This is a genomic window from Geotalea uraniireducens Rf4, from assembly GCF_000016745.1.
GTDB classification, from domain to species: Bacteria; Desulfobacterota; Desulfuromonadia; order Geobacterales; family Geobacteraceae; genus Geotalea; species Geotalea uraniireducens.
Window position 1 is genome coordinate 979,955 of the sequence record NC_009483.1, and the last position, 13,069, is coordinate 993,023.

14 protein-coding genes are annotated in these 13,069 nt (G+C 53.8%); 12 read left to right on the forward strand and 2 right to left on the reverse strand.

The genetic code is table 11. The features are described from left to right. Positions 1 to 34 precede the first annotated feature (34 nt). From GURA_RS04180 to cas5e, 10 genes are all read left to right on the forward strand, one after another. Positions 35 to 958: a PLP-dependent cysteine synthase family protein gene (locus tag GURA_RS04180; protein WP_011937754.1), complete on the forward strand. Its 924-nt coding sequence runs from the start codon at positions 35 to 37 to the stop codon at positions 956 to 958. A 34-nt stretch (positions 959 to 992) separates the two neighbouring features. Then, positions 993 to 1,325, forward strand: coding sequence for a DUF3147 family protein (locus GURA_RS04185; protein WP_011937755.1), 333 nt, complete (start codon positions 993 to 995; stop codon positions 1,323 to 1,325). A gap of 8 nt (positions 1,326 to 1,333) precedes the next feature. Next, on the forward strand, positions 1,334 to 2,257 hold the full coding sequence (locus GURA_RS04190) for an NlpC/P60 family protein (protein ID WP_011937756.1): 924 nt from the start codon (positions 1,334 to 1,336) through the stop codon (positions 2,255 to 2,257). Between the two features lie 276 nt (positions 2,258 to 2,533). Further along, complete coding sequence (locus GURA_RS04195; protein ID WP_011937757.1) at positions 2,534 to 3,148, forward strand: transposase; 615 nt, start codon at positions 2,534 to 2,536, stop codon at positions 3,146 to 3,148. 181 nt (positions 3,149 to 3,329) lie between these two features. Beyond that, positions 3,330 to 5,894 carry a CRISPR-associated helicase/endonuclease Cas3 gene (locus tag GURA_RS04200; protein ID WP_011937758.1) on the forward strand — a complete coding sequence of 855 codons (2,565 nt, stop codon included), beginning with the start codon at positions 3,330 to 3,332 and terminating at the stop codon, positions 5,892 to 5,894. Beyond that, positions 5,891 to 7,528 (forward strand): type I-E CRISPR-associated protein Cse1/CasA, encoded by a 1,638-nt coding sequence (casA, locus tag GURA_RS04205; RefSeq protein WP_011937759.1) that lies wholly within the window; start codon positions 5,891 to 5,893, stop codon positions 7,526 to 7,528. Before GURA_RS04200 ends, casA begins: the two co-directional genes overlap by 4 nt. Then, positions 7,525 to 8,016, forward strand: a complete 492-nt coding sequence (casB, locus tag GURA_RS04210; RefSeq protein WP_011937760.1) for a type I-E CRISPR-associated protein Cse2/CasB — start codon at positions 7,525 to 7,527, stop codon at positions 8,014 to 8,016. Before casA ends, casB begins: the two co-directional genes overlap by 4 nt. Further along, positions 8,013 to 8,702, forward strand: a complete 690-nt coding sequence (gene cas6e / locus GURA_RS04215; RefSeq protein ID WP_011937761.1) for a type I-E CRISPR-associated protein Cas6/Cse3/CasE — start codon at positions 8,013 to 8,015, stop codon at positions 8,700 to 8,702. The genes casB and cas6e overlap by 4 nt, the downstream gene beginning before the upstream one ends. Before the next feature lie 33 nt (positions 8,703 to 8,735). Next, positions 8,736 to 9,962, forward strand: coding sequence for a type I-E CRISPR-associated protein Cas7/Cse4/CasC (gene cas7e / locus GURA_RS04220; protein ID WP_011937762.1), 1,227 nt, complete (start codon positions 8,736 to 8,738; stop codon positions 9,960 to 9,962). Next, positions 9,952 to 10,632 carry a type I-E CRISPR-associated protein Cas5/CasD gene (cas5e, locus tag GURA_RS04225; RefSeq protein WP_049818880.1) on the forward strand — a complete coding sequence of 227 codons (681 nt, stop codon included), beginning with the start codon at positions 9,952 to 9,954 and terminating at the stop codon, positions 10,630 to 10,632. The genes cas7e and cas5e overlap by 11 nt, the downstream gene beginning before the upstream one ends. Before the next feature lie 165 nt (positions 10,633 to 10,797). On the opposite strand, the gene GURA_RS04230 is transcribed toward cas5e, so the two are convergent. After that, on the reverse strand, positions 10,798 to 11,142 hold the full coding sequence (locus GURA_RS04230) for a type II toxin-antitoxin system PemK/MazF family toxin (RefSeq protein ID WP_198134523.1): 345 nt from the start codon (positions 11,140 to 11,142) through the stop codon (positions 10,798 to 10,800). Beyond that, positions 11,139 to 11,456, reverse strand: a complete 318-nt coding sequence (locus GURA_RS04235; RefSeq protein ID WP_011937765.1) for a ribbon-helix-helix protein, CopG family — start codon at positions 11,454 to 11,456, stop codon at positions 11,139 to 11,141. Before GURA_RS04235 ends, GURA_RS04230 begins: the two co-directional genes overlap by 4 nt. A gap of 155 nt (positions 11,457 to 11,611) precedes the next feature. Here GURA_RS04235 and GURA_RS04240 point away from each other — a divergent pair, with 155 nt between their 5' ends. Both GURA_RS04240 and cas1e read left to right on the forward strand, forming a co-directional pair. Next, a complete protein-coding gene (locus GURA_RS04240) occupies positions 11,612 to 11,980 on the forward strand; it encodes a four helix bundle protein (protein ID WP_011937766.1) in 369 nt (122 codons plus the stop codon). A gap of 140 nt (positions 11,981 to 12,120) precedes the next feature. Next, positions 12,121 to 13,044 carry a type I-E CRISPR-associated endonuclease Cas1e gene (cas1e, locus tag GURA_RS04245; RefSeq protein ID WP_011937767.1) on the forward strand — a complete coding sequence of 308 codons (924 nt, stop codon included), beginning with the start codon at positions 12,121 to 12,123 and terminating at the stop codon, positions 13,042 to 13,044. Positions 13,045 to 13,069 lie beyond the last annotated feature (25 nt).

Here is a 13,069-nt window from a genome sequence, read left to right on the forward strand (position 1 = left end):
TTCGGCGCTCAGAATAGAAGTGAGGGAGTTTTGCATGGACAACGGATCACGTACCATCGCCACTGCTGTGGGGAATACGCCGCTGATCGAACTGGCCGCCATCAATCCAAATCCGCGGGTGAGGATCTTTGCCAAGCTGGAAGGGAACAACCCCGGCGGTTCGGTGAAGGACCGGCCGGCTCTTTATATGCTGAGCAAAGCGGAACAGTACGGCGAACTCACCCATGAGAAAACCGTCCTCGAACCGACCTCGGGCAACACCGGCATCGCCCTTGCCATGTTCGGCGCGGCAAAGGGGTACCGGGTAAAGCTCGTCATGCCTGCCTGCGTCAGCATGGAGCGGCGCAGCGTTTTGGAGGCCTACGGCGCAGAAGTAGTGCTTTCCCCGGCCGATGAAGCCACGGACGGCGCCATCCGTCTTGCCCACCAGATTCTGAAGGAGGAGCCGGAGCGCTATTACATGCCCAATCAGTACGCCAATCCCAACAACGTCCTCGCTCACTATGAGACCACGGGGCCGGAGATCTACCGCCAGACCGGCGGCGAGGTTGACATGTTCATAGCCGGCATGGGGACCGGCGGCACCCTGATGGGGGTCGGCAGATACCTGAAGGAGCAGAAACCGACGGTGCGCATCATCGGCGTGGAACCGCGGCTCGGGCACAAGGTCCAGGGGCTGAAGAACATGAAGGAGGCGATCGTGCCGGAAATCTACCGGGAAGAGAAGCTGGACGGCAAGATAACCGTCGAGGACGAGATCGCTTTTGAAACAGCCCGGCAGCTCGCCGTCAGGGAAGGGCTGTTCGTCGGCATGTCCAGCGGCGCTGCCGTGGCAGGAGCCCTGGAGATGGCAAAAACGATGGAGTCAGGGACCATCGTCACCCTCCTGCCGGACCGGGGGGACCGCTACCTGAGTACTTCACTCTTCCGCTCGGTCTGCGCCTGCTGCCCGCCGTAGCGTCGCGGTCCAATTGCTGCGGCCGGGGGGCCAGATGCAGTTCATAGTCAAGCTTCTCCTCACCAACCTGATCATCATCGCCTGCACCCAGATCGGCAGGAAATTCTCCACGCTGGGGGGGCTGATCGCCACCATGCCGCTCACAAGCCTCATTGTCCTCCTTTGGCTTTACAGCGACAATCCCGGCGACCATCGTCTGATGACCGACTTCACCAGAGGGGTGTTGTGGGGGATCGTCCCGACCATCCTCTTTTTCGCCGTCGCCCTCGTCTGTTTCCGTCGCCAGCTTCCGCTGCCGCTCGTTCTCGGCGCAGCTTCCGCCGCCTGGCTTATGGGCGCGGCCGTTCACCAGTGGCTCCTAAAGTAGGTAAAACGATGGTTTCCTTTGCGTCTTTGCGCCTTTGCGCGATTGCCCTCTTCTGTCTTTTCAGCCTTTCCGCACCCTGTTTCGCCGGGGAGCCCGCGCCGCGCTACGCCGTGGCGGAGATGCCGACGCCGGTGCTCAATACTCCCGACATCGCCGCGGTGTTCGGCGGGAGGGACGGAAGGACCCTGCAGGCGGACAACTGCGGCCAGCTGCGCGCCATGGAGTTCGTTGCCCTGCCCGGAACGGTCTTCACCATCGAGGCGGAACAAACGAAGGGAAAGCTCCGTGTCTACCGGGTGACCACCGCCGATTATCCGTACCCGTCGAAAAAAGGGTATTTCATCGACAGCCGCCTGGTCAGGATAACTGAGAAAAAGCCGCCTGAGCGCCCACGGCAGCTGCCGCCTAAGGAAACGGTGATCGACAACCTCCTGGCAGCGAAGGGGAGCCGTTACGTCTGGGGGGGCAACGTCCGCAGCGGTTTGCCGCAGATGCTCTCCCTCTATCCGCCTGCCGGCAGTGTGCCTCTGCCCTCGGAAACTGCCGCCATGTGGCGACTGCACGGGGTTGACTGCTCCGGCCTTTTATACGAGGCGACCGGCGGCTTCACCCCGCGCAACACCAGCGCCCTCATCGGTTACGGCAAGGGTGTGGAGATCGCCGGCTTGAGTCCGGAGCGGATCATCGGGCGGGTGGAGCCGCTCGACCTGATCGTCTGGCAGGGACACGTGATCATCATCCTCGACCGGGAGCGGACCATAGAGAGCCGTCTCGATTGCGGCGGCAAAAACGGCGGGGTGGTGGTCCGGCCGCTTCAAGAGGCCCTGGCCGGGGTAATGACGGGGCGGATGGCGGTCGATGATTACGCGGATGCTGCGAAACGGGGAAAGAAGGGGTTCGTCATCAGGCGCTGGTACGAAACGGTCCGCTAACCTGCCGGAACTTTGTCTGTAAATTCAAGTCGGGGCACCCTGTGGTGCCCCTTTTTTATTGGGATTACAATTACGACTTATTCTGTCACAGACCCGTGGTAAGGTATTTTTGTTTTTAAATTGCCAATGTTCTTGGTGTGGTGTAATTGATAATGGCTAATTTTTTGGTGTCAGATGCGGTGTGGTAGGGGCGGGGTTTCCCCGACCTGGTTTCCCCGCCCTGTTCTCCACGCCTTGATTTGTGGGACGGCGGCGACACACTGAACGGGGCTGAACATGAAACATAATCCTGACATTCATCATAGGCAATCCATCCGGCTGGCGGGGTACGATTATGCCGCCCCTGGCGCATACTTTGTTACTGTCTGTGCCCTGAACCGGGAATTTCTTTTCGGCCATATTCTCGCCGGCGACATGGTCTTGAACGATGCGGGCCGGATGGTGGAGAAATGGTGGCAGGGGGTGCCGGAGCATTTCCCGAACGTGCTGTTGGATGCATTCGTCATCATGCCGAACCATTTTCATGGGATCGTCCAAATAGAAAATGTAGGGGCGGGGTCTCCCTGTGTGATCGTTAACATGGAAAATGTAGGGGCGGGGTCTCCCCGCCCGATTTTAGGACCCGGCGGCGAACCTCCGGACAGGCAACCCCAGGGCGGGGTGACCCCGCCCCTACGAGCGACCCTTGGGCAGATTGTTGGATATTTTAAATATCAGACGACGAAGCAAATCAATCAGCTGCGGGATAATCCCGGCGTTCCGGTCTGGCAGCGCAATTATTACGAACGGGTTATTCGGGACGACGAGGAATTGGCCACAATCCGGGAATACATCCGGTTCAACCCCGTTAAATGGGCGGAAGATGCGGAAAACCCCGCTGTGCACCCGTAGAACCCCATATTGTAGGGGCGGGGTCCCCCCGCCCGGTCACCGTCTGCACCGTCGGCGTCGTAACCCATAACCGTAGGGGCGGGGTTTCCCCGCCCTGGTTTCCCCGCCCTGGTTTCCCCGCCCTGGTTTCCCCGCCCGATCAGTAGGTATGCGAATCTGTTGGAATAATGATGGAGGAGAGATGAACGATTTACCGACATATTTCGGTTTTTGGGCAAAGACTACTCCAGAGGGGAAACCCGGCATTTCAGTTTATGACCACATGCTGAATGTAGGGTGCGTGGCACGCTGTATTGCTGAAACCTCGCCGAAAATCCTTGAGCGGTTTCATTTAGAGTCATCGATGGTAGGCGCTCTTGCAGCACTTCATGACCTTGGCAAGATATCACCCGGTTTTCAGCGAAAATGTGATGCGTGGCTTGAAGAATACGGGCTGAATATAATTGCCCGAAACGGTTGCTGGGATACGGCAATGGAATCGGATCACGGCAAGATATCCCACGCGGCAATACATGCGTTTCTCATTGAGACAGGTATGGATCGGAAGACGGCCAAGTTCGCTTCTGCCGTGCTTGGTGCCCATCACGGGCGGCTGACCCCGCCCAATGATCGTGGCTATCGTCCTCAGAAGCTGATATCAGACTCAGCAAGCAAAATTGATTGGGATAATGAGCGCAAAGAGAATGCGAGAATGACATGGGCTCATTTTTCTGGCAGTAGTGCCGAATTCTCACTATCCGATGATTCTCCCGCCCTTTGGTGGCTTGCCGGGCTTACCTCCGTTGCCGACTGGATAGGATCGGATGAACGATTCTTCTCTCCGGAGCGCCGGGCGAGTGATGAAGACGTCACCACTCTTGCCCGTATGGCGCTTGATGCTATCGGTTTTCTTCCTCCAATTATCAACACAAACCACTCGTTTGAATCTATCTTTGATTTCCCCTCCAACGATATGCAGGCAAAAGCGCTTGCTACCATTACCGGACCCGGTGTCTATGTCATTGAAGCGCCAATGGGTATGGGGAAGACCGAGGCTGCTCTCGGCGCAGCCTATCAATTGATGGTTTCCGGGAAGGCGAACGGGATTTACTTCGCACTTCCCACCCAGGCAACAAGTAACCGTATTCATCTGCGCATGAATGAATTCTTGCGACGCATAGCCCCGGAAGCACAGGCAAGCCGACTAATTCACGGTAATTCATGGCTCATGCAAACTGATTTCGGGATTTGTCCGGCAGCGACCGGCAAGAAAGAAGCAACTACAGATGATGCACGTGCTGGAAGGGACTGGTTTGCTTCGGCAAAAAGAGCGCTCATAGCACCTTTTGGCGTCGGTACTGTTGACCAGGCGTTACTTGGCGTTGTGGCGGCGAAGCATTTCTTTGTAAGGCATTTTGCTTTAGCAGGCAAAGTGGTGATACTCGATGAGATACATTCCTACGACCTCTATACGGGGACGCTGATTGACAAACTCATCACGACCCTTGAAGGGCTGGGCTGTACGGTGATTGTCTTATCTGCAACCCTCACAGGAAAGCGGCGTGGACAGATGGTCTCTTGTCAGGGAGATTTGGCGGATGAAGCCGAACGCCCTTATCCGCTCATTACCGGTCGCAATGAAGGGCAAACATTTGTACCTGTTGCTGCAAAACCGCCAGCATCGCGAAGTGTCACGGTTGAATTCAGGGCAGTGGATGCTGCGACAGAAGAGGCTATCAGGGTTGCGCGTAACGGTGGTGCGGTGCTCTGGATTTGCAATACCGTGAGTGCGGCGCAGAAGCAATACCGAAGTTTCAAAGGGTTGGAATTCCCTGTCGGCCTTCTCCACTCGCGGTTCCCTTTCTGGCAGCGTGAAAAACTTGAAGTCGAATGGATGGAACGGTTCGGCAAGAAAGGAACAACCCGTTGCGGTTCAATTCTTGTCTCCACTCAAGTTGTTGAGCAGAGCGTTGATCTTGACGCTGATCTCATGATCACCGAACTTGCTCCCACCGACATGCTTTTGCAACGCCTCGGACGGCTCTGGCGGCATGACCGGAAGCAGCGTCCTGTTGATGTGGCAAGGCTTTGCATTATTGAAGAAGATAAGAGTCTTGAGGAATTCCAAATTATGGAGCCAAAGGCGATTATGAAGTCGCTTGGCAGTAAGGCAAAAGTGTACGCTCCATTCATTCTTCTCCGTTCACTTGAAGTCTGGAAAGCACAGACACAACCGGTATCAATTCCGTCGCAAATTCGTCAGTTGATTGAATCGACATACATGGAACGAGATACAGATCCTGATTCGTGGCAAGAGCTCTTCAACGAGTGGTTCGGAACGGATTCAGCAAAGGAAATGATCGCCACGCGAAATTGCAATATCTGGCAGGTGGCGCTCAATGATGAAGAAGGCGTACAGACCCGCCTTAACGAGATGCCAACAATTCCGCTGGTGCTCTGTCGAGCTTTGTCGGAGAAAGAGGCTGTTTTCGTGGATAGGTCAAAAGGGCAAGTAGGGGGTGACGATTATCTGCTGGCTGTGGCGCAGGCCATTCATCGGAATCTGGTAAGGGTTCCACGCTATTTGTTCGTTTGTGTAGATACCTGTCCGGCTTTCTCTACGTATCTCTACGGAGAGCAGAGTATCGGAATCGTTGAAGATGACGAAACCGTGGTTGTGAATGGCTTGAAGAGTGGCATCCGGCTTAGTTATTCAGACGCGTTAGGTCTTGCTATCGAAAAAACATCTGGAAAGGAGGAGATATGAACGTTGCTTTTGACCCGTGGATACCAGTGGTAACCATAACGGGGGGAAGAGAACTGGCGAGTCTCTGTTCAGTGCTGACAGAGGGAGATAAGTTCGCCGATTTGGCGGTGCGACCCCATGAGCGGGTTTCATTGATGCGGCTGTTTCTCTGTGTGACCCATGCCGCCCTCAAAGGCCCGAAGGACTACGACGAGTGGTGTGAAGTGCCGAAACGGCTGCCTGTAGCGGCGCAGAAATACCTGACGGAATGGAAAGATTCATTTGAGCTGTTTCACAAGGAAAGACCGTGGTTGCAGGTGGCAGGGCTGAAAGGAGTTGAAAAGGAAGGGAGCGATTCCGGGAAAACCTCACCTTTGTCATTGCTTGATTTCGAGCTGTCTACAGGAAACAATTCAACACTTCATGACCATGGTGGACAATTGATAGTGCGTCAAATCGAACCCGAACGAGTCGTATTAAATTTACTAACGTTTCAAAACTTTTCTTCAGGTGGGGGCTCTCCAGTTGCACAGTGGATGACAACCAAAACATTGCAAGTAGGTAATCCTGATGCCCCTTGTTTATCTCAATCGATGGCACATTGTTTATTCCGTGGGGCGTCGTTAGCAGAAACCATCCAGTTGAATTTGCCAACTTTTGAAACAGCGAGAAGGCTTTACAACTCATTTGCAACACACAAAAAAGATAAGGAAAAACAAGAATGGGAACGCGTCGAAATTACTGTAGTTGAAATGGGCAAACCCGTTTGGGAGTTTTTTCCCGAATCACCAGATAGTCAATCTGACAGCGTCATTAATGCTACAAAAACCTATATTGGCAGATTGGTTCCGATATCACGCTGGGTTCTATTGTTCAACGAATCAGACCAGATGTATTGTTGTAACGGTTTCAAGTATGACACTTTTAAAGACGGGTTTCCTTCAGAGCCTACTGCATCAGTTCAGTTGGTTACAAAAAGAGATAAGAATGGTGCCGAATCTGTAGATCGTAAGGTTGTAAAGATAGAACCGTCAAAGGCGTTGTGGCGAGAATTGTCGGCTTTGCTTGTGAAACGTTCAGCATTTGGGCTCGGTGGACCATTAGCCATGGAAAATGCACCACACGACTCAGAATTTGATTTTCACGTCTGTGCGATGACACGCGATCAAGCATCAATGGATATTGCATTAGAATCTGTCTTTCACGTCACCCCAGCATTTCAATTCAATTTCCCTGTCTATCAAGCTGAGATTGTGCGTGCGGAGGGCATTTCACGTCGGCTTGGCTGGACTGTGGAAGTGTATCGGAAAGAAGTGGATGGTGATTGGGCGAATAGAGTTGAAAGAGCTAAGGAAAAGTGGGTCCTAAAAGCAAAGCTGCAATCAATAGCCACAATTCACTATTGGACAACCGTCGAAAAGAATCTGGCGCTTTTGATGACTCATATCGAATCCATCGGCACTGACGATGCCATTCCAACCCGCGAAGCTTGGCGAAAGATGCTCTTTGCCACCGCTTGTGACGCCTACAGTGTTGCCTGTGGGCAGGAAACACCACGGCAGATGCGGGCCTTTGCCAAGGGGTGGCAGAAATTGACGACTAAGAAAGACGAACCTGAAACAGATAACAAAGAAACCAAGGAGGAAGACGTATGAGCTGGCTTCTCGAACGACTCCGCAAGTGTCAGGAAGACCGGGGGATGATGGCCAATCTTCGGTGCATACTTGTGGACAACAAAAAGCACCGCGCCTGGCCAGCGTTGAACCGGCTTGGAGTGGCTATTGACAATGATGTAGCGGCGTTTGTTGCCGGTCTCTTCGCCACTCATCCAGAAGCAACTACTTTCGGGAATTTTGGCGCTACCTGTAAGACGATAGAGCAGAAACGGGGCGACAAACGCGGCGACGACAACAAGCTGACCCCAACAGAACGGCGCTTTCAGCACCTTCTCAGCGCAGAACGGGGAGACGAGTTGAACAACAGAATTCTGCGAATGGTTCTTATGGCAAAGTCGCAAGGGGTGCCGGTCAACTATGAAAAACTTGAAACTGACTTGAAATATTGGAGTGATAAGAAAAAGACCGAATGGGCAGCCGCCTTCTGGACGCCTGGAGTGGCAACTGCCACCGAGGAGGTCGCATGAACTGGCTTGCACGTCTGGAAGTTGATGCGGAAACCGTTCGTGCTGCAGGCATATCTGAAGATGTCTACGCATGGCACAAGCTTTTGTGGGAGTGCTACCCAGATCAGCCGGAAGCAGAGCGGGATTTCTTGACACGCATTGATCAGTTGGAAGGTGCATACCGCTTTTGGGTACTGGCAAAGAGAAAACCCGTAATGCCGCGATGGTGCCCTGTCGATGGGTTCGGCCTCAATGAAATTTCTCCATCTTTCCTGTCTCGTCAATATTACGCTTTTGATCTGCGGGCCAACCCCGTGCGGGCGGCGGTGCAGAGAGACGCCAACGGAGAGCAGGTGCTGGATGCCAACGGAAAACGGAGGCGCGGAAAACGAGTGCCACTGGTTAAACCGGACGAACTGCGAGCATGGCTTGTCCGCAAGGGAGAAGTTAGATGTCGTGATAAAGAAACAGGTCTGGATGTGCCCGGTGGATTCCGGCTTGTGGAAGAAAGGTCGCTTGAAATCAGCCCGATGGTAGAAAGCCATTTCCGCAAGAAAGGACAGTCCGGATATCACGGCGGCGTTCAGTTTCGCGGGACTTTAGAAGTGACTGATCGAGCGAAGTTTATCGAAAGTTATCAATCAGGTATCGGCAGTGCCAAAGGCTTCGGCTTCGGCCTGCTGCTGCTTGCTCCAGCCAATCTTTAAGCAAACAAAATATACCCTCAAGGAGAAACAACCATGAAACACCTGGAACTGCACATCATTCAATCCGTCCCCGTTGCCTGCCTCAATCGTGATGACCTCAATTCACCCAAGACAGCCGTATTTGGCGGCGTTCAGAGGGCAAGGGTTTCAAGTCAGTCTTGGAAACGGGCGATTCGGGAGATGGCAAAGGAGATTGCCGCTGAAGAGAAATCTGATTTATTCAGTGGAGATAGGACTCGACGGATGGTTTACACGCTATCGACGCGGCTCGCAGAAAAAGGAATTACTTCACAGGCTGCTATTGCCATTGCTGAACAGGTAGCGGATGTCGTTGAGACGCTGGATTCAAAGGTTGATTCTGAAGGTTACAAGAAAATCAAGACGGTAATGTTTTTCTCAAAAGCAGAATACGACGCAATAGCTGAGGCAATAGCGACCTCTGATGAAGTAAAGAATTCCGTTGAAGCTCTGGAAAAAGCCGCTGTTGAAGGAAATGATAGGGAGAGAGAAAAGGCATTGAAGGCAATGGTGAAAATTCTTGAAAAGGGCGCAATTTCCAAGACGATCAAGTCTGCACAATTGAAAGACGCCGCAGACATCGCACTTTTCGGGAGGATGGTTGCAAACGATCCTTCGTTAAAGGTTGATGGGGCATCCATGTTTGCGCATATCCTTTCAACGCACAAGGCAGACAATGAGATTGATTTTTTTGCGGCAGTCGATGACTTGAATAAGGATGAATCAGGCGCAGGAATGACCAGCACCCTTGAGTTCAACTCTGCCACTTACTATCGCTTTGCCGCATTAAACCTTGATGCGTTGGCAAATGATGACCATCTAGGTGATATTACCCTGAAGGACGGCACGGTAGTGCGTTCCGTAGAAACAAGAAAACAGGTTGTAAAGACATTCTTGAAGGCAATCATTCAGTCAATTCCTAGCGCTCGTAAGACTACTATGAATGGCAACACGCTCCCAGTATATGTTCTTGGCGTTGTCCGGGAAAAGGGGCATCCGATTCAGTTGATAAATGCATTTGAAACCCCGGTGCGACGTTCAGAAAAAGGCTTTGTCACGGAATCAATAAACCGGATGAATATCGAATATGCTGACTTGAAAGAAACATGGGGGGTAGATTCACTGTTTGCGAAGGCAGTTGTAAAGGGAAGTCTGAAGGAACAAATAAAGGCTAATCAGGGTTCGATTGAAACCTGTTCGCAGGATGACCTGATCAATGGGATGGTGGCCCATGTCATCTGACAAATCTTTTCTGGCATTGCGACTGGAAGGCCCCTTGCAGTCCTGGGGATTTGACAGCCAGTACAACCGGCGCAACACCGGCTTAATGCCTACCAAGAGCGCCATTGCCGGTATGTGCTGCGCCGCGCTCGGTTTTCTGCGTGGTTGTGACAAGGAACAGGAGTTCTTGGTTGCGTTCGGTGCTGTGCGAATGACCGCCATTGCCATTCCTCGCAATGGTGCAAAAAAGGAACTGCCGGTTCGACGGTTGCAGGATTATCACACAGTTCAGAATACGAGACGGGCGAGCGGTGCGATTAACAACGATTGCGTACTGACTCACAGGCAATACCTGACTGATGCTGCTTTCGGCGTGCTACTGGAAGGCGATTCAACACTGCTCAAGCAGATTGCAGCTGCTTTGGAAAATCCGGTCTGGGGAGTCTGGCTCGGACGTAAGACCTGCATCCCCACTGCACCGGTTTTGGCCGGTTTACGGGAAAATCGAGATGAAGCGTTGAAGCTGCTTCTCAAAGATAAACCGCTTGAATCGTTTGCCAGGCAGGAAGATGTGGAGAGCTTTGCCGATGGCCGAGACAGCCTTCCTGATATGCCAGTGTCGTTTGCAACAGAGCGACGGATATTTTCACCAAGAAGGGTTCGAACGCTACAAGGAACAGATCGACCCTGATGCGCCAAAGGCTTCGGCTGCGGCCTCATGCTGGTGCGGCGGGTGTAAAATCAGAAACGGGCGGGGAGACCCCGCCCCTACAATGGACGTGGAAAGCGGGCGGCCATTTGGGGCCGCCCCTATGGAATCGGGCACGAAACAGAAGCGAACCTTGTTCGCCTCTGTTCACAACAACCCAAGTACCCCTTTGAGGCTGTGCTCCACCGCCGCCATCTCTTCCGTGGTGAGGCTGGTCAGGGGGCCGTCCCCGAAGCGGTCTTTGTCGAGGGCGCGGGGTTGATCAACGACCACCTGGCATGGTTTGAGAAGCCGGTCGCGTGGCTCGACCATGATGCGCCATCGTTTGAAGGAGGGATAGACCTGTGTGGTAAGTGGCAGGATAACGACCATCGGTGTGCCGCTTGCCGTGAGGGCGTTGTCCTGGATAACCAGAACCGGCCGGATCTTGCCAATTTCCCGCCCTCGGCCAGGATTGAGGTTGGCGGCCCAAATCTCGCCGCGGCGCATCATTTCCACCACTTTTCGGCTGGCTGGGTGGCGCGGGAGCCGCCCGGTTTGCGACCCTCGGTGATATCCAGCGCTTCGTTGCTGGTGACCATGCCTTCTTCGGCTATTTCAAGAGCCGTACGGCGGATGGACTCGTCAGCATAGGCGGTGTGTGCCTCGGCCACCAGTTCGGCCATGAATCGCTCCCGCTCGCGACGTGCAAGATAATCAACGATAGCGATTCGTACCACCTCGGAGCGTGGCAGCTGTTCAAGGCGGGCCTCGTCTTCCAAACGGTGATCCAGGTCTTCCGGCAGTCGCAGGCTTAGCGCGGGCATAATTGGCCTCCATGTATTGCATAATGTTATACGAAATGTATCGCAATCTGTCGGATTCGTCAATATTTTATGAGTTTTATGAGTTTTATGAGTTTTATGGGTTACATGAGTTACATGAGTTACATGAGTTACATGAGTTTTATGGGGGGCGTAGAATGTCTAAAATTGAGCGATTTGAGGAAATACAGGCTTGGCAGAAGGCGCGGTTGTTGGTCAAAGAGGTCTATTCCATCAGCAATACCGGCGGGTTTGTCAAGGATTTCGGTCTTCGTGATCAGATACGGCGAGCAGCGGTATCAATCATGCTCAATATCGCGGAAGGATTTGCCAGAAAGACGAACAAGGAATTCATTCAATACCTTGTCATTGCTCATGGATCAGCTGCTGAAGTGCAGGCAGCACTTTATGTTGCATTTGATCAGGAATATTTGAGCGAGGCGGAATTCGATAAGCTATACGGCTCGGCGGACAATACATCAAAAATGGTACTTGGATTCATCAACTACCTAAGAAAAGCGCAATAATTCATAGAACACAATGAACTCAACAAACTCATAGAACCTATAGAACCCATAGAACCCATAGAACCCATAGAACCCATAGAACCCATAGAACCCATAGAACCCATAGAACCCATAGAACCCATAGAACCGGAGTCCAACCCATGACCGAACCAATCCTCCCCCCATTGAAGCCGCTCCCCATCAAGGACCGCATCTCGGTCGTTTACGTGGAACGGGGCAACCTGGATGTCCTTGACGGCGCCTTTGTGGTCGTGGACAAGACCGGCGTCCGCACCCATATCCCCATCGGCGGGGTGGCCTGCCTGATGCTGGAGCCGGGGGCGCGGGTTTCCCACTCTGCCGTGGTGCTGGCGGCGCGGGTCGGGTGTCTGCTGGTCTGGATCGGCGAGGCCGGGGTGCGCATGTATGCCGCCGGTCAGCCGGGGGGTGCCCGGGCCGACCGGCTTTTGTACCAGGCAAAGCTGGCCCTGGACGATACATCGCGGCTGAAGGTGGTGCGCAAGATGTACGCGATCCGCTTCCAGGAGGAGCCGCCGGAGCGGCGCAGTGTGGACCAGTTGCGCGGTATCGAGGGGGTGCGGGTACGGAAAATGTACGAGCTGCTGGCCCGGCAGCATGGGGTGGAGTGGCAGCGCCGCAATTATGATCACAGCGAATGGGGGAGCGGCGATGTGCCCAATCGCTGCCTTTCTTCGGCCACCGCCTGCCTGTACGGCATCTGTGAGGCGGCCATCCTGGCGGCAGGGTACGCCCCTGCGATCGGTTTCATCCACACCGGCAAGCCCCAGTCATTTGTCTACGACGTGGCCGATATTTTCAAATTCGAGACGGTGGTCCCGGTGGCGTTTCGTATCGCCGCCAGGCAGCCCCGCAACCCGGAACGCGAGGTGCGGCTGGCCTGCCGGGATGCCTTCCGTCAATCCAAGCTGCTGCAGCGGATCATTCCTACAATCGAGCAGGTGCTGGCGGCTGGCGGGCTGGAGGTGCCGAAGGCCCATGAAGAGGCGGTAGTGCCCGCCATTCCAAACAAGGAGGGCCTTGGTGATCCGGGGCAAAGAGTTTGAGGGTTTGATGAGTTTGATGAGTTTG